General features: G+C 67.4%; 20 protein-coding genes. 11 read left to right on the plus strand and 9 right to left on the minus strand.

The genetic code is table 11. The features are described from left to right. The first annotated feature begins 36 nt into the window (after nucleotides 1-36). From ACM0O9_RS03280 to ACM0O9_RS03295, 4 genes are all read left to right on the plus strand, one after another. A complete protein-coding gene (locus ACM0O9_RS03280) occupies nucleotides 37-612 on the plus strand; it encodes a TetR/AcrR family transcriptional regulator (RefSeq protein WP_414603785.1) in 576 nt (191 codons plus the stop codon). A gap of 53 nt (nucleotides 613-665) precedes the next feature. Then, nucleotides 666-1,049, plus strand: coding sequence for a nuclear transport factor 2 family protein (locus ACM0O9_RS03285; RefSeq protein ID WP_065196072.1), 384 nt, complete (start codon nucleotides 666-668; stop codon nucleotides 1,047-1,049). Between the two features lie 198 nt (nucleotides 1,050-1,247). Further along, on the plus strand, nucleotides 1,248-1,982 hold the full coding sequence (locus ACM0O9_RS03290; RefSeq protein WP_065196073.1) for a hypothetical protein: 735 nt from the start codon (nucleotides 1,248-1,250) through the stop codon (nucleotides 1,980-1,982). A 195-nt stretch (nucleotides 1,983-2,177) separates the two neighbouring features. Then, complete coding sequence (locus ACM0O9_RS03295; protein ID WP_414603786.1) at nucleotides 2,178-2,696, plus strand: hypothetical protein; 519 nt, start codon at nucleotides 2,178-2,180, stop codon at nucleotides 2,694-2,696. Between the two features lie 46 nt (nucleotides 2,697-2,742). Here the strand turns inward: ACM0O9_RS03295 and ACM0O9_RS03300 are convergent, their stop codons facing one another. The 6 genes from ACM0O9_RS03300 to hutI all read right to left on the minus strand — a co-directional run bounded on the left by ACM0O9_RS03300 (nucleotide 2,743) and on the right by hutI (nucleotide 11,922). After that, a complete protein-coding gene (locus ACM0O9_RS03300; RefSeq protein WP_414603787.1) occupies nucleotides 2,743-4,851 on the minus strand; it encodes a TonB-dependent receptor family protein in 2,109 nt (702 codons plus the stop codon). Nucleotides 4,852-5,044: 193 nt separating this feature from the next. Beyond that, nucleotides 5,045-6,481 (minus strand): serine hydrolase domain-containing protein, encoded by a 1,437-nt coding sequence (locus ACM0O9_RS03305; protein WP_065178637.1) that lies wholly within the window; start codon nucleotides 6,479-6,481, stop codon nucleotides 5,045-5,047. A gap of 164 nt (nucleotides 6,482-6,645) precedes the next feature. Continuing rightward, nucleotides 6,646-8,313, minus strand: coding sequence for a urocanate hydratase (hutU, locus tag ACM0O9_RS03310; RefSeq protein ID WP_065186172.1), 1,668 nt, complete (start codon nucleotides 8,311-8,313; stop codon nucleotides 6,646-6,648). Further along, a complete protein-coding gene (gene hutG / locus ACM0O9_RS03315; protein ID WP_065186171.1) occupies nucleotides 8,310-9,164 on the minus strand; it encodes an N-formylglutamate deformylase in 855 nt (284 codons plus the stop codon). Before hutG ends, hutU begins: the two co-directional genes overlap by 4 nt. Further along, nucleotides 9,161-10,702 carry a histidine ammonia-lyase gene (hutH, locus tag ACM0O9_RS03320; RefSeq protein WP_065186170.1) on the minus strand — a complete coding sequence of 514 codons (1,542 nt, stop codon included), beginning with the start codon at nucleotides 10,700-10,702 and terminating at the stop codon, nucleotides 9,161-9,163. Before hutH ends, hutG begins: the two co-directional genes overlap by 4 nt. Next, complete coding sequence (gene hutI / locus ACM0O9_RS03325; protein ID WP_065178663.1) at nucleotides 10,699-11,922, minus strand: imidazolonepropionase; 1,224 nt, start codon at nucleotides 11,920-11,922, stop codon at nucleotides 10,699-10,701. The genes hutH and hutI overlap by 4 nt, the downstream gene beginning before the upstream one ends. Nucleotides 11,923-11,989: 67 nt before the next feature. Between hutI and ACM0O9_RS03330 the strand changes: the two genes are divergently transcribed. The 4 genes from ACM0O9_RS03330 to ACM0O9_RS03345 all read left to right on the plus strand — a co-directional run bounded on the left by ACM0O9_RS03330 (nucleotide 11,990) and on the right by ACM0O9_RS03345 (nucleotide 14,794). Then, entirely contained in the window at nucleotides 11,990-13,360 is a 1,371-nt protein-coding gene (locus ACM0O9_RS03330) for a formimidoylglutamate deiminase (protein ID WP_414603788.1), read from the plus strand. A 27-nt stretch (nucleotides 13,361-13,387) separates the two neighbouring features. Then, complete coding sequence (hutC, locus tag ACM0O9_RS03335) at nucleotides 13,388-14,116, plus strand: histidine utilization transcriptional repressor HutC (protein WP_005417312.1); 729 nt, start codon at nucleotides 13,388-13,390, stop codon at nucleotides 14,114-14,116. A 94-nt stretch (nucleotides 14,117-14,210) separates the two neighbouring features. Further along, nucleotides 14,211-14,393 (plus strand): type II toxin-antitoxin system HicA family toxin, encoded by a 183-nt coding sequence (locus ACM0O9_RS03340; RefSeq protein WP_081280897.1) that lies wholly within the window; start codon nucleotides 14,211-14,213, stop codon nucleotides 14,391-14,393. An 8-nt stretch (nucleotides 14,394-14,401) separates the two neighbouring features. Continuing rightward, complete coding sequence (locus tag ACM0O9_RS03345; RefSeq protein WP_005417308.1) at nucleotides 14,402-14,794, plus strand: type II toxin-antitoxin system HicB family antitoxin; 393 nt, start codon at nucleotides 14,402-14,404, stop codon at nucleotides 14,792-14,794. Between the two features lie 167 nt (nucleotides 14,795-14,961). Here the strand turns inward: ACM0O9_RS03345 and ACM0O9_RS03350 are convergent, their stop codons facing one another. The 3 genes from ACM0O9_RS03350 to ACM0O9_RS03360 all read right to left on the minus strand — a co-directional run bounded on the left by ACM0O9_RS03350 (nucleotide 14,962) and on the right by ACM0O9_RS03360 (nucleotide 17,051). After that, nucleotides 14,962-15,966: a restriction endonuclease gene (locus ACM0O9_RS03350; RefSeq protein WP_065186168.1), complete on the minus strand. Its 1,005-nt coding sequence runs from the start codon at nucleotides 15,964-15,966 to the stop codon at nucleotides 14,962-14,964. A 236-nt stretch (nucleotides 15,967-16,202) separates the two neighbouring features. Next, complete coding sequence (locus ACM0O9_RS03355) at nucleotides 16,203-16,694, minus strand: phasin family protein (protein ID WP_414603789.1); 492 nt, start codon at nucleotides 16,692-16,694, stop codon at nucleotides 16,203-16,205. 81 nt (nucleotides 16,695-16,775) lie between these two features. After that, nucleotides 16,776-17,051, minus strand: a complete 276-nt coding sequence (locus tag ACM0O9_RS03360) for a polyhydroxyalkanoic acid system family protein (protein WP_005417302.1) — start codon at nucleotides 17,049-17,051, stop codon at nucleotides 16,776-16,778. 125 nt (nucleotides 17,052-17,176) lie between these two features. Here ACM0O9_RS03360 and ACM0O9_RS03365 point away from each other — a divergent pair, with 125 nt between their 5' ends. The 3 genes from ACM0O9_RS03365 (at nucleotide 17,177) to pheA (ending at nucleotide 20,500) form a co-directional block, all read left to right on the plus strand. Continuing rightward, nucleotides 17,177-17,983, plus strand: a complete 807-nt coding sequence (locus tag ACM0O9_RS03365) for an FHA domain-containing protein (protein ID WP_032954286.1) — start codon at nucleotides 17,177-17,179, stop codon at nucleotides 17,981-17,983. A 180-nt stretch (nucleotides 17,984-18,163) separates the two neighbouring features. Continuing rightward, a complete protein-coding gene (gene serC, locus ACM0O9_RS03370) occupies nucleotides 18,164-19,249 on the plus strand; it encodes a 3-phosphoserine/phosphohydroxythreonine transaminase (RefSeq protein ID WP_005417298.1) in 1,086 nt (361 codons plus the stop codon). Nucleotides 19,250-19,300: 51 nt separating this feature from the next. Then, complete coding sequence (gene pheA, locus ACM0O9_RS03375) at nucleotides 19,301-20,500, plus strand: prephenate dehydratase (RefSeq protein ID WP_049414995.1); 1,200 nt, start codon at nucleotides 19,301-19,303, stop codon at nucleotides 20,498-20,500. The last annotated feature ends 35 nt before the right edge of the window (nucleotides 20,501-20,535 follow it).

The following is a 20,535-nucleotide window of genomic DNA, read 5'->3' on the forward strand; positions in this document are numbered from 1 at the left end:
CTAATCTATGACGACTGTCTTAGCAAGGAGACCGCCGTGAGCCCGCGACCGTCCGATGCCCCACAGCGCGTGATCGATGCCGCGGCGCAGATGCTGGCGCGGGTGGGCCTCAATGCCACCAGCATCCGCGAAGTGACCAAGCTGGCCGAGGCGCCATTGGGCTCCACCTACCATCACTTTCCCGGCGGCAAGCAGGAGCTGCTGGCGCGCGCCACCCACATGGCCGGCGACAAGGTGGAGGCGCTGCTGGTGGAGCTGTTGAAGGATGGGGCGGTACAGGGCCTGCAGCAGTTCCTTGCGATGTGGCGCGAGCGTCTGCTGCGCTCCGATTTCCGCGCCGGCTGCCCGGTGCTGGCCGCTGCCGTGGAGGAGCCGGTGGAGGCGACACCCAGCCAACCCCGCGCGGCGGCCGCCGAGGTGTTCGCACGCTGGCACGGCCACCTCGCCTCGGCATTCGTCGCCGAAGGACACGCCCCGCCAGCAGCGGCTGAGCTGGCCAGCCTGGTGATCGCCAGCGTGGAGGGGGCGGTGGCGATGTGCCGTGCGCTGCAGGACATCGCCCCGTTCGATCAGGTGGCCGCGCAGCTGCTGAAGGCGGCCACGCGGCCTTGATCGGCCGGTGCCGACAGGCCAGACTCGCCAGCAGCCCACGACTGGATGCCGCCATGGACGAATTGCACCATCGTCAGTTGATCGAGCACTACCTGCAGGCCTACAACCGCTTCGATATCGACGCCATGCTGGCGGTGCTGGCGCACAACGTACGCTTCGAGAACCACAGCGGCGGCCAGCTGACGATGGTCACCGAAGGCGTCGATGCCTTTGGCGAACTGGCACGCCAGTCTGCGCTCCTGTTCCGGGAGCGCGAACAGCGCTTGCTGGCGCTGGTGTTCGATGGTGATCGGGCGACGGCGACGATTGGCTGGCGCGGCGTGTTCGCACAGGATGTTCCCGATGGACCGCGTGCGGGCACTGAGCTGGAACTGCAGGGCCAGAGCGAGTTCGTGTTCGCGGGTGACCGCATCGAACGGATCGTTGATCGCAGCTGAGGAACGGCCGCTTGGAACCGCCGTCTGGACAGCGGAGCTGCCCGCGGTAGAATCCGCCCAACACTGCCTACGCGTGCCCGGCAAGGATGTCCGCATGCAGCATCAGGTTCCCGAGGTCCCTGGCCGCGATGCCTCCTGCCCCCTGGCGGCGGCGTGAAGCGCTCGCGCCATTTTTCACGCAGTTCACTGATATTGCCGATGAACCGCGGCAGCGAAGTCGTGCGTGCGCGCCGGCACCTGCAGCAGCGTGGTTGGCCACGCCTGCAGATGGCGCTGATCGTCGCCCTGACCGGCGCTGCAGGTTTTCTTGCCTCGCACCTGCTGCGCCTGGCCGGTATCGACGAGATGTGGTTTCGCTACCCGATGGCCGTCGTGCTGGCCTACGGCGTGTTCCTGCTGCTGATGTGGATCTGGATCCGCTGGCGTTGGGACAACGTACTGGATGGCCTGTCGCCGGATGTGGGCGGTGGCAGCCCATCCCCTCGCGGCAGTGCCGTGGAATCACCGTGGAGCGGCGCCGGCGGCCGTTCCGGCGGTGGTGGTGCGTCGGCCTCGTGGAACGAGCCGGCATCGGTGAGCAGTGGCGACGCCGGAGAGTTGCCGTTGGCCGGGCTCGCTGAAGACGAAGCGGGCTTGCCGTTGCTGGCCGTCCTCGGCATCGTCGCGCTGGTGGCGACCGTCCTGCTGGCCAGCGTGTGGGTGGTGTGGTCGGCGCCGGTGCTGATGGCCGAACTGCTGGTGGATGCGGCGATCGCCGGCGGCCTGTACCGGCGCATGCAGGGCATGCACGAGCAGGGATGGTGGCGGGTATGCGTGTCGCACACGGTCTGGCCGCTGATCGGCCTGTTGCTGTTCTTCGCGGTGCTGGGCTGGCTTGCTCAGGAACTCGTGCCGGGTGCGAGCCACCTGCTGCAGGTCATCCAGGGGCTGTAATGCGGTTGCTTCCTTCATATGGCCCGGTCCCGACCTGTTTTCAGCCGCCCTGAACAGTGGGCTATGATCGCGGTCGCCGAGGATTCGTATCCTGGCGGTTTCACCTATCCGGAGCTTGTCGTACTGCATCGGGAACCGGGGCGCTGGATGGCCGAACGCCCACTGAGACACACAACCACTGACGAGGAAGAGCGCATGGATGTCGCTGTACGCAGGAACAGGACGTTGTTTCGTTGGATCATGGTGACGCTGCTGGAGGTGTGGTTGCCGTTTGCAGCACTGGCGCAGCCGGCAGCCGGGCAGGGCGATGGCGCTGAAGCCGGCACTGCCGCGGAAGAGGCGCAATGCCGCGCCTGCGCCTATGAGCGCATTGGACCGAAGGTTGATATCGGCCTGGTGGCACTGGTGTCGCTGCTGGTGGTGGGTCTGCTGGTAGCGGTGTCCCGCGAGTGGGGAACCACCTCGCAGCGCTGGACCTGCCGCACGCTGTCCCTGTTGCTGGTGGGCATCGGCGCAGCGTTGCTGTGGTGGGCCGGCAGCATCCTCTACCTGGGTTACAACCCTTGGCAGGAGCAGCTCGCACCCAGCGACGGCTCGCTCGGTTCCACGCTGCTGAGTACGTCGCCGAAGTGGCTGGCGGCACTGGTGCTGATCGGCTTCGCGCCTTCCATCTGGAAGCGCAGCGAGCGCCTGCCAGCGTGGCGTATCGGCTGACCCAGGAACGGCGGCGCCGGATCACGCCCGGCGCCGCCTTCTGCCATCAATCAAAGCGCCAGCGCACACCTGCGTAGACGCCACGACCTTCGCCCGGTGTCGAGCGGGCGACATCCCTGCCGGCATCGTCGTAGCCCGGTGTGACCGTGGCGGCATAGTGGCGGTTGCCGATGTTGCGCATCTCCGCCCAGGCCTGCCAGCGACCGCCGGGGGCGTCGTAGCCGATACGGCTGCCGAAGATCACATGGCTGTCGGCCCAGTAGCTGTTGGCATAGTCCACCGCGATGCGCGAGGCGTATTCGGTGTTCAGTGCCGCGTACAGGCCGGATGCATGATCGAAGCGCAGCTCGGCCTGGTAGGCGTGGCGCGGCAGGCCGGGCAGGCGGTTGCTGCCGAAACGTGCATCGTGGCGGTAGCGGAAGTCGCTGAAGGTATACGCCTGGCGCAGCGACAGGCGGCCCGGTGCAGCCTGCCACAGCGTGCTGTCCAATCCGGCCTCGATACCGCGGTGCACGGTGGGGCTGGCATTGTTCTCGGCGATGAACAGGTTCGGCAGCGGTTGCAGTTCGACGCTCAGCAGTTCGTGGTTCACGTGGGCGTAGTAGCCGGTCAGTTCCCAGCGGCCCAGCGCCGCGTCACCGCGCGCGCCCAGTTCCAGCGTGGTGGCGGTCTGGTTCTGCATCGGCACCGGCGCGCGCTGGCGGCCGGTAGACGGGCCATTGCCCGGCCCGAAGTACTGGTTCGAGCCCCAGATCATCGACCACGGATGCGGTGCCTCCACTGAACGACTGAGGTTGCCGAACCACTGGGTCTGCGCGCTGTGCTGCCAGGTAAAGCCTAGTCGCGGTGCGTAGTCCCAGTCGTGGTCACGCAGGCGGCCGCCGCTGCTTGGCCAGGTCACCTGCACATCGCGACGGGTGTTGATCAGTGCCAGCCCAGCCTGCATGCGCAGGCGGTCATTGAAGGCGAGGGTGTTGCTGACGTGCAGCGTGCTGTCGGTGCCGTGGTGGCGGAAGTCACGCGTGCGCGTGCCGGCGGCATAGCCGTTGCTGGCAAAGCGCAGCGACTCGCGCACATCGGCGTCCAGGTCATGGGTGACGCGCAGGCCGACCGTGGTTTCGCTGTCCAGCCCGAACAGCCGGTGGCGGTGGCGGTAGTCCAGTGTGGCGTTGAGGTTGGCGTAGTCCAGCTGCTGGCGGTACAGGCTCTCGTTCAAGTCCATCGGGTAGGTGTGGTAGACCAGCCCGGCCTGCAGCGACGAATCCTCATCGATCTGCAGCGTGGTGACATTGCCCACCCAGGTGCTGCCCGGCTGCGGGCGGCGCGCATCGATGGCCAGGTTGGCCGCATTCGCGGCATGTGGATCGTTTCGGATCTGGTCGCTGGTCAAGCGACCGGGCGTTTCGTGCCTGGTTTCGCGGTAGCGCACGAAGAAGCGCGTCTGCAGATCGGGCGTGATCTGCCAGCCGATGTTGGCCATCGCGCCCTTGCCGTCGCCGTGCGCATGGCGCTGGTAACCGTCGAACTCGGTATCGGTGTAGGCCAGGAAGTAGTCGACATCGCCGTTGACGCCGCCCCAGCTGAGGCCGCGCTTCTGGTAGCCACGGCTGCCGGCTTCGTAGTGCAGCTGCACGCCCGCCGAATCACGGCCGCTGCGGCTGACGTAGTCGATGGCACCGCCCAGCGCGAGCGCGCCGCGCTCGAAGCCGTTGGCGCCGCGCAGGACTTCCACGCGCGACAGCCACAGGGGTTCCAGCAGTTCGTAAGGCGTGCCACCTGGGCCGGTCAGCGGCAGGCCGTCGATCGACACCGCAATGCCCGAGGCATGCGCGCCCGGCCCGCGGTTGATGCCCGAGCCCCGGATCGAGATCTTGGTGCCCTCGTTGCCCGGCGACTGCGCGCTGATGCCCGGCTGGTAGGCCAGCACATCGGCACTGCTGGACAGTCGGCTGTCGGCTTTGGCCACGTCGATGACGTTGCTGGCGCCGGGTACGCGCTTCAGCGCCTCGCGCGCCTGCGCGCTGGCATCAGCAGCAGTGACCTGCACCGCATCCAGCGTGGTGGCCTGCGGGGCCGCGGCGGCGGTGGAAGAAAGGCCGAGGGAAACGGTCAGAGACAGCAGCGAGGGGATGGGGCGGTACGACGAGAGCGACATGCGGAAATGCTGTAAACCACGAATGTGGCGCGCAAGTTAACAGGTCGGCGGCGCCACGTCACCCATCGGCGGCGTATGGCCGCCCGCCGTGTTCCTGTAGAGCCGAGCCCACGCTCGGCTAATCGCGCGCAGCGCGGTTGTCTGCCATCGCGACGAAGAGCAGCCGAGCATGGGCTCGGCTCTACAGCAGGGTTTATGGCGAGGGTTTCGTCAGCGTCTTCGACTTTGCGTAGAACTGATCAGCTGCTTCCTTCTCGCCCAATGCCGCATGACACTCGGCCAGGCTGTCCCACACATTGGCCGAATCCGGATACAGCTCGGTGTTCAGGGCGAATACCTTCAACGCCCTGCGTGCACCAAGGCTCTCGCGGATGGCATAGCCGCTGGCGTTGATCGCTCGTTCCAGCTCGCTGCCCGCCACCCGGTTGTTATCGCGCAACCAACTGCGTATCGCCTGGGCAGCGCCTGCATCATCATCCAGCGCATACGCGACCAGCCCCTCGGATAGCACCGCGTGCGGAAACGCCTGCGGCGCCGCGACCGCCATCGTGCTCTCCACCAGCGTGCTGGACCAGACATTGCGGGCGCTGCCGTTGGTCAGGTACACGAACACCCAGTAGCCGCTGGCCAGCGTGTCCTTGTACGCCAGCCGCGCACGTACACGGGTGCCGCCATCATGGCCGACCTGGGTGTAGCCGTCGCTGCGGGTGGTGTCCCATCCCGTGGAGAAGAAATTGCTGCCGCCACCGCTCAGTTTCTGCGGCTGCCAGAGCTTTTCCAGGGTCTCCGTACGCACCAGCGTGCCGGTCGCCAGCGCCTGCAGGAAGCGGTTCATGTCGCCCACGGTGGTCTGCAGATCGGCATGGCCCCAGCCGTAGTCCGGCCAGGGATCTTCATTGGCAGGCTGCAGTTGGCCATCCTTGCCGATGTACGGCACCGCCGCGCGCCGGGCCGGCACGCTGGCAACGCCCCACGAGGTGCTGGCCATCTTCAATGGCTGCAGGATGCGTTCGCGCGCGATGGCCGGGTAGGACTTGCGGTAGTGCGCTTCCAGCAACGCCGTCAGCACCAGGTAGTTGGCCTGGGTGTACTGCACGCGGCTGCCGGTGGCGAACTGCATCGGTACAGCGCCGGCCACCTTCAGCGCAGTGCCAAGGTCAGGCGCTACACCGGGGTAGCCCTTGCTCACCCAGCGGTTATCCACCCGGTTGTAGTACTCGCCGATACCCGAGCTGTGGTTGAGGAAGTCGCGCACGTGGATTGCCTGCCATGCAGTCGGCAGGTCCGGCACATAGCGGCTTGCCGGCGCATCCAGATCCACCTTGCCCTGATCGACCAGTTGCATCACCAGCGTGCTGGTCAGCAGCTTGGCCATCGACTGCGCGGCGAAGATGGAATCGACGGTGGCAGGTGTGTGCGTAGCGCGATCACGTTCGCCGCTGGCGCCCTGGTACAGCACCTGGCCGTTGTGGGCGACCAGTACCGCCTGACCGGCGATGCCGTAGCGTTCGAGGTTGGCCTGCAGTTGGGCGTCAAGCTGGGTAGAGAGGCCGGCGGAGAGGTCACTCGCTGATGCGGGCGGAGCAGCGAACAGGACGCAGAGCAATGCAGCAGCAAAGGTGCGGTACATCGCGGTGATCCATCAGCGGTGATGGCGCATCTTGGCATGTAGAGCCGAGCCCATGCTCGGCTGCCTTCGGGCCAGGCATCATGCACCCGGAAAAATGAGCCGAGCATGGCTCGGCTCTACAGGTGTTTCCGGGTAGTGGGGGCCGCCGGGCCGCCCCCCTGCGATCAGCCTAGGATCCCCGGTAGATCCAGTCCCTTTTCCTTCGCGCAGTCGATCGCGATGTCATACCCCGCATCGGCGTGGCGCATGACGCCGGTGGCCGGGTCGTTCCACAGCACGCGGCCAATCCGCTTCGCCGCTGCCTCGGTACCGTCGCAGACGATCACCATGCCGGCATGCTGGGAGAAGCCCATGCCCACGCCGCCGCCATGGTGCAGCGAGACCCAGGTCGCGCCGCTGGCGGTGTTGAGCAGGGCGTTCAGCAGCGGCCAGTCGGACACCGCGTCGGAGCCATCGGCCATCGCTTCGGTTTCGCGGTTTGGCGAGGCCACGCTGCCGCTGTCCAGGTGGTCACGTCCGATCACCACCGGCGCCTTCAGTTCGCCGTTGGCGACCATCTCGTTGAACGCCAGTCCGAGTCGATCGCGATCACCCAGGCCGACCCAGCAGATGCGCGCCGGCAGGCCCTGGAACTTGATCTTCTCGGCGGCCATGTCCAGCCAGCGGTGCAGGTGGGGATTGTCCGGAATCAGTTCCTTCACCTTGGCATCGGTCTTGGCGATGTCTTCCGGGTCGCCACTCAGTGCCGCCCAGCGGAACGGGCCGATGCCGCGGCAGAACAGCGGGCGGATGTAGGCCGGCACGAAGCCGGGGAAGTCGAACGCGTTCTCCACGCCTTCTTCCAGCGCCATCTGCCGCAGGTTGTTGCCGTAGTCCACGGTCGGCACGCCGAGTGCGTGGAAGCCGAGCATGGCGCGGATATGGTTGGCCATCGACGCGCGCGCTGCTTTCTCCACTTCCTTCGGCGCGGACACGCGCTTTTCGTCCCATTGCTCGACGGTCCAGCCCTGCGGCAGGTAGCCGTTCACCGGGTCGTGCGCGGAGGTCTGGTCGGTCAGCAGGTCCGGCTTCACGCCGCGCTTGAGCAGTTCGGCCAGCACGTCGGCGACGTTGCCGAGCAGGCCCACCGACTTCGGCGTGCCGGCCTTGCAGGCTTCATCGATCAGGCGCAGCGCTTCGTCCAGGTTGTCGGTCCAGGTGTCCAGGTAGCCGGTGCGCAGGCGCATGTCGATGCTGCTCTTGCGGCACTCGACGGCCAGGCAGGAGGCGCCGGCCATCACGGCGGCCAGCGGCTGTGCGCCGCCCATGCCGCCGAGGCCACCGGTGAACAGCCACTTCCCGGTCAGGTCGCCACCGAAATGCTGGCGCCCCATCTCCACGAAGGTCTCGTAGGTGCCCTGCACGATGCCCTGCGCGCCGATGTAGATCCAGCTGCCTGCGGTCATCTGGCCGTACATGGCCAGGCCCTTCCTATCCAGCTCGTTGAAGTGGTCCCAGTTGGCCCAGCGCGGTACCAGGTTGGAATTGGCGATCAGCACGCGCGGCGCATCGGCGTGGGTGCGGAACACGCCCACCGGCTTGCCCGACTGCACCAGCAGGGTCTGGTCGTCGTCCAGGCGCTTGAGCGTTTCGACGATGGCATCGAAGCTCTCCCAGTCGCGTGCGGCGCGGCCGATGCCGCCGTACACCACCAGTTCCTGCGGGCGCTCGGCCACATCGGGGTGCAGGTTGTTCATCAGCATGCGCAGCGGCGCTTCGGTCAGCCAGCTCTTGGCGTTGAGCGTGGTGCCGGTCGGCGCGGCGATGGTGCGGGACGGGTCGTTGCGGGTCATGCGGCGCTCCGGTTCGTAGCGAATTCAAGGCAGGCATTGAGCACCTGCGCCAGGGTGTGGCGCAGCGGTGCGGCGTGGTCGGGGTCGAGCGGCGTGGGCCAGCTGTGTTCGTCCACCTGATCCGGCAGGGGTTCGTGCATGTAGCCGCGGCAGGCCAGCTCCATCTGCAGGCTGTGCACACCGCCGGCGATGTTGCTGTAGTGGCGGGTGATCCAGCCACCCTTGAAACGGCCGTTGCGCACCTGGCTCATGCCACTGATCTTCAGCAGGTTCTCCACCACGTCGCTCAAGGCGTTGTCGCAGGACGTGTCAGGTGCGCCGGACGGGCCAGCGGTGCCCAGGTTGAACTGCGGCAGCTCCCCGTCGAACAGATGCGGGATGTGTGAGCGGATCGAGTGCGCGTCGTACACCACCACGGTGCCGTGGCGTGCACGCAGGCGCGTGATCTGCGAAGCCAGCGCATCGTGGTAAGGCAGGAAATACGTGTCGCGGCGACGGGCGATTTCTGCGTCGTCCGGTTCGCGCCCGGCGTGGTACAGCGGCTGGTTGTCGAAGGTCGTCAGCGGGCACAGGCCGGTGGTGTTCTGGCCCGGGTACAGCGACACGCCGCTGGGATCGCGGTTGAGGTCGATCACCGAACGCGAGATTGCCGAGCGCACCGTGGTCGCGCCCATGCCACGCACGAAGTCGTACAGATCGTGCACCCACCAATCGGCGTCACGACGGGCCAGCCACGGCGAGTGGTAGTCGCCCATCAGTTCATGCGGCAGCTCGCTGCCGGTATGCGGGAAGCTGACGATCAACGGGGCATCGCCCTCATGGACCGTCAGCCATTCGGGAAGGGTCGTCATGCCTGCGGTTCCACGGTCGGCAACAGATCGCCCAGGCCCTGCGCCAGCGCACCGCTGCGCACCAGATTCGTGGCGGTCACCATGTCCGGATGGAAGTAGCGGTCTTCTTCCAGTGTCGGCACCTGCGCACGCAGGCTGGCGCGCACGCTTTCCAGCGCGGCACTGGAGCGCAGCGGGGCGTGGAAGTCGCAGCCCTGTGCTGCGGCCAGCAGTTCGATACCGATCACGTTGGCGGCGTTCTCGGCCATCTGCATCAGGCGGCGTGCGCCGTGCGCGGCCATCGACACATGGTCTTCCTGGTTGGCCGAGGTCGGGATTGAATCAACGCTGGCCGGGTAGGCGCGCTGCTTGTTTTCCGAGACCAGTGCAGCCGCGGTCACCTGCGGAATCATGAAGCCGGAATTCAGGCCCGGGCGCGGGGTCAGGAACGCCGGCAGGCCGGACAGCGCCGGGTCCACCAGCATCGCCAGGCGGCGCTCGCTGATCGAGCCGATCTCGCACACCGCCATCGCCAGCATGTCGGCGGCGAAGGCGACCGGCTCGGCGTGGAAGTTGCCGCCGGACAGTGCTTCGCCGGTGTCGGTGAACACCAGCGGATTGTCGGAGACGCCGTTGGCTTCGATTTCCAGCGTGGTCGCGGCCTGGCGCAGGATGTCCAGCGCCGCGCCCATCACCTGCGGCTGGCAGCGCAGGCAGTACGGGTCCTGCACGCGCACGTCGTTGTCACGGTGCGATTCGCGGATCTCCGAGCCCTGCATCAGCGTGCGCAGCGTCGCGGCGGTGGCGATCTGCCCGCGCTGGCCGCGGATGGCGTGGATGCGCGGGTCGAACGGCGTGTCCGAGCCCTTGGCCGCTTCCACCGACAGCGCGCCGGTGACCAGTGCGGCCTGGAACACGGTCTCGATCTCAAACAGGCCGGCCAGCGCGTAGGCGGTGGAGAACTGCGTGCCATTGAGCAGCGCAAGGCCTTCCTTCGCTCCCAGTTCGATCGGCTGCAGGCCGGCACGTGCCAGGGCATCGACCGCCGGCAGGCGCTCGCCATCGATGAAGGCTTCGCCCACGCCCAGCATCACGCTGGCCAGGTGCGAGAGCGGCGCCAGATCGCCCGAGGCACCCACCGAGCCTTGTGCCGGCACCACGGGCAATACGCCCTTGACCAGCATCGCTTCGAGCAGCAGCAGGGTTTCCTCGCGAATGCCCGATGCGCCCTGCGCCAGGCTGACCAGCTTCAGCGCCATCATCAACCGCACCACGCTGGCCGGCATCGGCTCGCCCACCCCGGCGGCATGCGAGAGCACGATGTTCCGCTGCAGGGTGGCCAGGTCTTCGCGCTCGATGCGCACGCTGGCCAGCTTGCCGAAGCCGGTGTTGATGCCATACACCGGTGCGCCTTTGGCGACGATGGCGGCGACGGCTGCGGCACTGGCGCGCACCACCGGCAGCGCGGCCGGGTCCAGTGCAAGCGGCGCACCGCGATAGACCTGCCGCCATTGGGCGAGAGTGACATGGCCGGGGCGAAGAACCAGGGTGTTGCTCATGTGTTGCTCCAGGAGGCAGGCAGGTCGGGCTGGCCGCGCACCACGCGCGCGTGCAGCGGGTTGAATCCAATGCGATAGACCAGGTCGGCAGGGGCGTCGATGTCCCAGATCGCCAGGTCACAGTCCATGCCGACGGCGAGGCGGCCGATGCGCTCACCATGGCCGAGCGCGCGCGCTGCTTCACGGGTGAAGCCGGCGATGCACTCGTCCACGGTCAGGCGGAACAGGGTCGCGCCCATGTTCATCGCCAGCAGCGGGCTGGTCAGCGGCGAGGTGCCCGGATTGCTGTCGGTGGCCAGCGCCAGCGGCACGCCGGCCGCACGCAGCGCGGCGATCGGCGGCAGGGTGGTATCGCGGGTGAAATAGAAAGCACCGGGCAGCAGCACGGCGACGGTACCGGCAGCGGCCATCGCGGCGATCCCGGCATCGTCCAGATGTTCGATATGGTCGGCCGACAGTGCACCGAAGCTGGCCGCCAGCTCGGCACCGTGCTGGTTGCTCAGCTGTTCGGCATGGATCTTCACCGCCAGTCCGTTCGCGCGGGCGGCCTCGAACACCTGCCGCGCCTGCGCGGGCGAGAACGCGATGTTCTCGCAGAACACGTCCACCGCTTCGGCCAGGCCTTCGGCAGCAATGGCCGGAATCATTACCTCGCACACCTCGTCGACGTATTCCTGTGCCTCGCGGCCCGGCGGAGTCGCGTGTGCGCCGAGGAAGGTGGTCACCACGTTGACCCGGCATTCCTCGCCCAGTGCACTCGCCACCTGCAGCTGCTTGCGCTCGTCGGGCAGGGTGAGGCCGTAGCCGGACTTGATTTCGATCGTGGTCACGCCTTCGGCGCGCATCGCCAGCAGGCGCGGCCGGCTTTCGGCGGCCAGCTGTTCCGGGGTGGCAGCGCGGGTGGCGCGCACGGTGGAGACGATGCCGCCGCCGGCACGGGCGATCTCGGCATAGCTGACGCCCTGCAGGCGCTGCTCGAATTCGTTGGCGCGGTTGCCGGCGTAGACCAGGTGGGTGTGGCAGTCGATCAGGCCCGGCGAGATCCAGCGGCCTTCACCGTCGATGCGGGTGGTCGGCTGCAGGTGCGCATCGCTGCCGGCAGCGCCGACGTGGACGATGCGGCCCTCGGCGCAGGCCAGTACGCCATCGCGGATGACACCCAGGCCCTCGCCATCGAGGGTGATCAGGTGGACGTTGGACCAGAGGGTATCGACGTGCATGGCATCCACAACGCGGCTGTGCTTATATGTCTATACAATATAGGCGTCCATTTCGGGTTGTCCAGCCATGTCCGATTCGCGTTCCCTGCTCAGTTTCCATGCTACCCACGCCCTGCTGGCCGAGGGCTGGGCCCGCGATGTCCGCCTGCAGGTGCGGGACGGCCGCATCACGGCAATCAGCAAGGGGCAGGCCGCGCAGGGCGGTGACACCCGCGTCGGCATCCTGGTGCCGGGCCTGCCCAACCTGCACAGCCACGCCTTCCAGCGCGGCATGGCCGGCCTGACCGAGATCGGCGGCGGTGACGGCGACAGCTTCTGGAGCTGGCGCGAGCTGATGTACCGCTTCCTGGCCCATCTGCGCCCGGATGCGGTGCAGGCCATCGCCGCCCAGGCCTACATGGAAATGCTGGAAAGCGGCTTCACCCGCGTCGGCGAATTCCATTACCTGCACCACGACGCCGAGGGCCATGCCTATGCCAACCGCGCCGAGATGAGCGCGCGGATTGCCGCTGCGGCCGATCAGACCGGCATCGGCCTGACCCTGCTGCCGGTGTTCTACGCGCATGCCGATTTCGGTGGCGCGCCGCCGAATCCGGCGCAGCGCCGCCTGATCCACGACGTGGACGGTTTCGCGCAGCTGCTGGACGCCGCCAAGCCGGCGTTGGCCGCGCTGCCCGATGCGGTGCTCGGCATTGCACCGCACAGCCTGCGTGCGGTCACCGGCGAGGAACTGGGCGCGTTGCTGCCGTTGACCGACGGCCCGGTGCACATCCATATCGCCGAGCAGGTGCGTGAAGTCGAGGCCTGCCTGGCCTGGAGCGGCCAGCGCCCGGTGCAGTGGCTGTACGACCATGCACCGGTCGATGCGCGCTGGTGCCTGGTGCATGCTACCCACATCACCGATGACGAGCGCGCGGCCATCGTCGCCAGCCAGGCTGTGGCCGGCCTGTGCCCGATCACCGAAGCCAACCTGGGCGACGGCCTGTTCCCGATGCAGGCCTTTGCGCGCGAGGGCGGGCGCTTCGGCATCGGCTCCGATTCCAATGTGCTGATCAACGCGGCCGAAGAGCTGCGCCTGCTCGAATACGGCCAGCGCCTGACCCTGCGCGGTCGCAACGTGCTGGCGCCGGATGCCACCCGCAGCACCGGCCGCTTCCTGTTTGAAGGCGCCCTGCTCGGTGGCGCACAGGCCCTGGGCGTGGCCGCTGGCCTGCAGGTCGGTGCCAGTGCCGACCTGGTCGAACTGGACGCCGCGCACCCGGCGCTGCAGGCGCGACAGGAAGACGCATGGCTTGACAGCTGGGTGTTCGCCGCACGTAATGGCGCGCTGCGATCGGTCTGGCGGCATGGCCGCCAGTGCGTGGCCGACGGCCGCCACCTGCAGCGCGAGGCGATCACCACCGCCTTCGCCGCCGCCCTGAAGGGCGTGCTGGGCTGATCGTCTCCGCCACCGGGATCCCATTACGTGAAGGCCAGCAAGTCCGCCACGCTCAACCAGCGTATCCGCAGCGATCTGGAAAGCCGCATCCTCAGTGGGGAGTGGGCGCCGGGCTTCCGTATTCCCTACGAGCACGAGCTGATGGAGCAGTACGGCTGCTCGCGAATGACGGTGAACAAGGTGCTGACCGCGCTGGCCGAGAGCGGCATGATCGAGCGCCGCCGTCGTGCGGGTTCATTCGTGGCGCGTCAGCCGCCGCACCTGGAGCAGGTAGCGCTGGAGATTCCCGATATCGCGATGGAGGTCGGTTCGCGCGGCCATCAGTACGCGTACCGCCTGCTGCAGCGCGAGCTGCGCCTGGCCGACGCCGGCAATGCCGGTGAAGTGGAGCTGGCCGGCAGCGAGAAGCTGCTGGCGATGCGCTGCCTGCACCTGGCCGATGGCCGTCCGCTGGCGCTGGAGCATCGGCTGATCAGCCCGGTGGGGGTGCCCGAGGTGCTGGAAGTCGATTTCAGTACCACCGCGCCGGGCAGCTGGTTGCTGCAGAACGTGTCCTGGACGCGCGCGCAGCATCGCATCAGTGCCTGGGGTGCGGACACCGCCACGGCCAGGCTGCTGGACGTGAAACCGGGCACCGCCTGCCTGGTGATCGAGCGCCTGACCTGGCGCGGTGAACAGCCGATCACCCGCGTGCGGCAGGTGTTCCTGGGGGATGCCTGGGACCTGGTTGCGCGCTTCGCGCCGGGCGCTCGCTAGGGATTCCATCCACGCATGGCGTGGATCTACTGGTCCGGTACGGCTGTCGTCTTGAACTCTGTTGGTGCGTGTGTACGATGTGTATCGTCCCTGCATGAAGAGCAGGGACCTCATCCGGGATCTGGAGGCGGCAGGTTGGACCTGTTGCAGGATTCGCGGATCCCATCATGTATTCGTGCACCCGCAGTGGCCTCGCATCATCACCGTGCCTCACCCCAGAAAGGATCTGGGCAAGGGGTTGGTTCAGGCGTTGCGGAAGCTCGCAGGACTGACGTAGGAGGTCCCATGCGCTATCCAGTCTTGATTGAGGCCGGCGATGAACGCACCGCGTGGGGGGTCATCGTTCCCGATCTGCCGGGGTGCTTCTCGGCAGCCGACACGCTTGACGATGCACTCAGCGCGGCCGAGGAGTCTGCGCTTGCCTGGATCGATGCGGCCCTGGATGAGGGGCGCTCGATTCCCAGTCCTTCTGCGCCACAGAAGATCGTCGCCGAGGCTCCCAGTGGTACGGCCTGGATTCTTGCCTACATCTGCATTGATCCATCTCTGCTGGACGACACCATCGAACGGGTCAACATCAGCCTGCCGCGTCGCATCCTGGCCAGGCTGGATGCGCAGGCCAGGGCGGCCGGCGAATCCCGCTCCAGTTACATCGCCCATCTCGCAGCATTGGGCTGAGCGGGCGCCCTGTAGAGCCCAGCCCATGGTCGGCTGCTGTTCGCGCGTTGCGTGATGAGTCGAGCGTGGCTCGACTCTGCAAAGGCATCCACGCATGGCGTGGATCTACCAGAGATTCGTGTGTCGGGATTCAGTAGGTCCACGCCATGCGTGGCTGTTGGTCCCCATCAATACGTGGCGCACTGCCGCCAGCGCACCGGCTCATCCACGCCAGGGCGGGCATTGAGCTGGATGCGCACGTTGCGCAGGGCAGGGTAGTGCAGCACTTCCTCACAGACCTGCGGCCAGACCTTTTCCAGTTCACCGGTGCGGTTGATCGCCAGCGTCTGCCGGGTCAGCCAGACACCGCTGGCGATGCCGGGCTTGCCGGCCAGGGCGCGGGCCAGATCGGCCTGGTAGCGATCCAGCGTGGCTGCATCCGGATTGGGGTTGCTGCGCGGGTCGGCCGCCGGGGCGACGGCAGCCGCGGGTGAAGAGGCGGCCGGGAGCACTGCCGCGGTGCCAGCAGGTTCCGCCGCAGGCGCGGTTGAAGGCGTCGCCACCACCGACGCTGCAGCAACCGGCGCGGCCTCTTCCACACGCAGGCCCTGCAGGCCCAGGCCAACCAGCAGCCCCAGCGTTGCCGAACCCAGTGCGGCGATGGCGATGCGGCGCAGCGCTTCGTGCCGGGCGCTGGCGCGCACGCGCGCTTCGATGTCGCCGGGCAGGTAAGGCTGCAGCAATGGCCACAGGCGCGGGCCGTCCAGCACTTCAACCGCCTGCTTCTCGGCGGCGCTGCGGCCGTCGCGCTCGATGCGGCCTTCGGTCAGCAGCACGCCGCCCTTGGCGCCGGCCAGGCGCGCGGCCGCACCCAGCTCGTTCACTGCGGCGGTGCCGATGCGGTAGGCCAGGCCATGCTTGCACGACACCAGCCAGTGGTTGGGGCCATCGCTGAGCATGAAATCGCTGCTTGGCTCGCGGGCTTCTTCCGCCGGATCGATCAGTTCACGCAGGCCGCGCTGTTCGCGCAGCATGCGCTTGACCAGAACGGAGAATTCGCGCCAATGCATGCCCGCCAGGGCCTGCAGGCCGAGTTGCATCTCCTTCTGCCGCCGCTTGACCCACCACAGATAGATAACGGCCAGGAAACAGCTAAGCAGGGCCGACAGCAGGGCCAGGATCCAGGGGAGCATGCAGGAGTAGGGCGGAAGGGGCGAAAGCGGAGAACGACAGTGTAAAGGTCGCGGTGCCTGGCCGGGTCAGGATGTTCCTGACAGAAAGCGTGATGGAGCGCGCAGATCGGCGTACAGCGGGCACGAAAAACCCGCCAATCCTGAAGCCGTGAGGGGAGGGAACAAACGGCAGCCGAAGCGATTGGCGGGTTGCTCGCGATTTTCAATCAATTTTTATTGCATTGCAACAATCGTGGTCAGGGCACCCTGTCCGGTGACTGATGGCTGCCCGGAGCAGGGGCATCGGTACCGGACGCGGCGCGGTTTTCCAGCTTGGCCAAGCGCGCGTGCAGGGCATCAATGCGCGCCTCCAGCGCGGTCACTTCGTCGGCGGTGGGTACATGCAGGCGCTTGAGTACGCCCTGCACCTGGTCATCGAAGGCCTTCTCGACCTTGTTCCAGGTGCCGGAGGCCTTCTCGCGGGCCTCGTCCAGCGAGGTCTCGACATTGTCACGCCAGCCCGGGCCCTGGTCGCCGTTGCGTTCACGGCGGCGGGCTTCCCAGGCTTCGCCTTCCTTCACCAGGCCGTCGAAGAAGCGGCTGCCCTCGGCCTGGGCGCGACCCAGCGCACCCAACCCGGCCAGCCAGACCTGCTGGGCCGAATCGCTCAGCTTGCGCGAGAAGCGCTCGGCCTGGTCACTGAAAGAGGCATCGTCGTTGCGGCGGTCGTCGTTCTCGTAGTGGTTCATCGCACTTCCCGTGGGAGTTGGGCCTGCCCCCGAGAGTAGCGCGCACCGGCGTTGCACGGCCGTGACGGCCGCCGCCAGAGTTCAGCCCAGCTTTTCCTTCAGCACGCGCTGGATCTCGCCTTCGACCATGCCCTTCATCGCCGACAGCAGGAAGCCCAGCTTGGCGGTTACGCGCACGGCACCCGGCTGCAGTTCGATCGCACCGTCCACGCCGCTGCCGGAGAAGTTCAGTACGTCGGCGGTCCAGGACGACTTCAGGCCAAAGCGCTCGGACAGCTTGGCAGCGACCTGTTCGATCGCGGCGCGCGCCTGTGCATCGGGCAGGGCGTGGGCGTGGCGGACATCGATGGTGGACATGCAGGCTCCTGGCGCAGGGCGGGGATGGTCGAAGAGGGCAAGCATTGTGCGCATCAAGGGCCGCCGCGCCAAGCACTCATCGTGGGTTCTTCTTCGTTGGCGACCAACCTGCTAGGCTGCGCCGCGTGCAGAACCTGCTTGTTCACTTCAGTCAACAACAACAGCCCGACCAGCCCTTGCGGCCCGGGGTGCAGCGCATCGTGCGCCAGGCCAACGGCAGCGTGCGGCTCGGAGATCCTGGCCACGGCGCACTGCTGCTGGCCCAGTTCTGCATGGATGATCGCGGCCTCTGGCTGCAGGTCGGCAACGGCATCCGCGGCGTCCACGTCAACGGTCGCCCGGTACGCCGGATGGCCCTGCTGCGTGCAGGCGATGCGGTGTATGTGGATGGCGTGGAGATGGTCCTGCAGGGCGAGGTCGAAAGCCTGCTGCAGGCGCCTGCGCCGAAAGCCGAAGATGGCAGCGACGAGCAGCAGCGGCTGCTGCGCGGTGTCGGCGGTCTCCATCATGGCCGCAGCTTCACCCTGTCGCGGGCCCGCCTGATCGGGCGTGGCAACGAGGCCGACATCGCCATCGATGACCCGGCTTTTGCCGAGCAGCATGCCCGCGTGGAAGTGCACGGCGAACGCGTGCTGCTGCGCGATCTCGGCAGTGCCGACGGCACCCGCGTCAATGGCGTGGCCGTGCGCCATTGCTGGCTGCAGGCCGGCGACCAGGTGGTGTTCGATGGCCAGCACCGTTTCGTGCTGGAAGTGCCGCATGATCCGCGCCGACGGTCGTTGCCGGTCGAGGACGAGTCGGGCGAGGACGTGGAACAGGCGCCGGTGCTGCCGGCCGCGCCGCGCAGGGTGCGGCGCTGGCCGTGGCTGCTGGTCAGTGCGCTGCTGCTGGCCGCGCTGCTCAGCCTGCTGCTCTGGTTCGGCGCGCGCTGACGGTAGTGCCGGCCGCTGGCCGGCAACCGCCGCCCCGAATCCGTTAGGTTGCCGGCCAGCGGCCGGCACTACCTGGTCGCGTTGCCGATGGATTCCGATGAAACCAAATTTCCCTTGCCGCACAAGGCCGCAAGGCTGGTGCACTGCGGCATACTAGGGGTCTTGCCCCACAGGTGTGACATGACGCGCGCGTTCAACTTCAGTGCCGGCCCTGCGACCTTGCCGGAATCGGTCCTGCGCCAGGCGCAGGCGGAAATGCTGGACTGGCACGGGTCCGGCGCTTCGATCGTGGAAATGAGCCATCGCGGCGCGGAATTCATGTCCGTGGCCGCCGAGGCCGAGGCCGACCTGCGTCGCCTGCTCGATATCCCCGAAGACTACGCGGTGCTGTTCCTGTCCGGTGGTGCCACCACCCAGCAGGCGTTGATCCCGCTGAACTTCGCCGCCCCCGGCCAGCGTGCCGACTACGTGGTCAGTGGCCACTGGGGCAAGACCGCGGTCAGGCAGGCCGGTGTCTACGTGGACGTCAACATCGCCGCCAGCAGCGAGGCCGATGGCTATCGCACGCTGCCGCCGCGCGCCGACTGGCAGCTGTCACCCGATGCCGCCTACGTGCACATCACCGCCAACGAGACCATCCACGGCGTCGAGTTCCGTGATGTGCCCGACACCGGCAACGTTCCGCTGATCGCCGACTTCAGCTCGTCCATCGCCAGCGAGCCGCTGGACGTGCGCCGCTACGGCGTGATCTATGCCGGCGCGCAGAAGAACCTGGGCCCGGTCGGCATCGCGGTGATGATCATCCGCCGCGACCTGCTCGAGCGCAGTGGCCAGCCACGCGCGGACATCTTCGATTACCGCTCGCATGTCGCCCGCGATTCGATGCTCAATACCCCGCCAACCTGGAACTGGTACCTGGCCGGCCTGGTGTTCAAGTGGATGCTGGCCGAGGGCGGCGTGGCCGAGTTCGCCAGGCGCAATGCCGCCAAGGCCGCGCTGGTGTACGGCGCCATCGACGGTTCCGGCGGCTTCTACCGCAATGAGGTTGCACACGCGGCCCGTTCGCGGATGAACATCCCGTTCTTCCTGCCCGATGCCGATCTCGATGCCCGCTTCGTGGCCGAGGCCAAGGCCGCTGGCCTGCTGGCGCTGAAGGGGCACAAGGTCGTCGGTGGCATCCGTGCCTCGCTGTACAACGCCATGCCGCTGGCCGGGGCCGAGGCGCTGGTCGCCTTCATGGCCGATTTCCAGCAGCGTCACGGCTGAGCAATGAACGGCGCGCACCGTCGGGTGCGTGCCCCGCAACAAGGAATTCCGATGGCAAGCAGCAAATCCAGCAAGAAGGCGCCGAAGAAGGCCGAACCGGCCAAGGACAGCGTGCCCACCAAGGCGAAGGGCAAGGCCAAGGCCACCTCGAACCCGGCACCCACCCTGGCGCCGCTGGCGCTGGCCGATGTGCGCTCGAAGATCGACCAGATCGACCGCGACATCCAGAGCCTGATCGCCGAGCGCGCGCGCTTCGCCCACCAGGTCGGCAAGGCCAAGGGCAAGCTCGCCGCCGCCGTCGACTACTACCGCCCCGAGCGCGAAGCGCAGGTGCTGCGCATGGTGGTGGACCGCAACGAAGGCCCGCTCAGCGATGAACTGCTGGTGCACGTCTACCGCGAGATCATGTCGGCCTGCCTGGCCCAGCAGGAGCCGCTGAAGATCGGTTACCTCGGCCCGGAAGGTACTTTCAGCCAGCAGGCCGTGCTCAAGCACTTCGGCCGCTCGGCGCTGGGCCTGCCGATGGCCAGCATCGAAGAGGTGTTCCAGGAAGTGGAAGCGGGCAACGCCGATTTCGGCGTGGTGCCGGTGGAGAATTCGGGGCAGGGCACCATCCAGATCACCCTGGACATGTTCCTGACCTCCAACCTGAAGATCTGCGGCGAAGTGGAACTGCGCGTGCAGCAGTTCCTGATGTCGCGCAGCGGCCGCATCGAGGACATCGAGCGCATCTACGCGCATCCGCAGTCGTTCATGCAGACCTCGGCGTGGCTGCGCGCCAACCTGCCGAAGGCCGAGAAGATTCCGGTGTCGAGCAACGCCGAAGGCGCGCGTCGTGCGCGCAACGCCGACGACGCGGCGGCCATCGGCGGCGAGAGTGCAGGCCACGTGTACGGCCTGAAGAAGGTGGTCACCAAGCCGATCCAGAACGATGCCGACAACACCACCCGCTTCCTGGTGGTGGGTCGCAACATTTTCCCGACCTCCGGGCACGACCGCACCTCGGTGCTGGTGTTCATCCATGACAAGCCCGGTGCGCTGTTCGACGTGCTCAGCCCGTTCGCCCGCCACGGCATCAGCATGAACCGAATCGAGTCGCGGCCGTCACACCACGGCAAGTGGGAGTACGGCTTCTTCATCGACCTGGCCGGCCATATCGACGACGCGCCGATGCAGGCCGCGCTGGCCGAACTGGAAGCGCACTCGGCGCAGATCAAGGTGCTGGGCTCCTATCCGGTGGCCGTGCCCTGAGTGCTGCTGTGGCGGCAACAGCCGCCGCTCCCTGA

The organism is Stenotrophomonas sp. FR012 (assembly GCF_047520565.2).
GTDB classification, from domain to species: Bacteria; Pseudomonadota; Gammaproteobacteria; order Xanthomonadales; family Xanthomonadaceae; genus Stenotrophomonas; species Stenotrophomonas sepilia.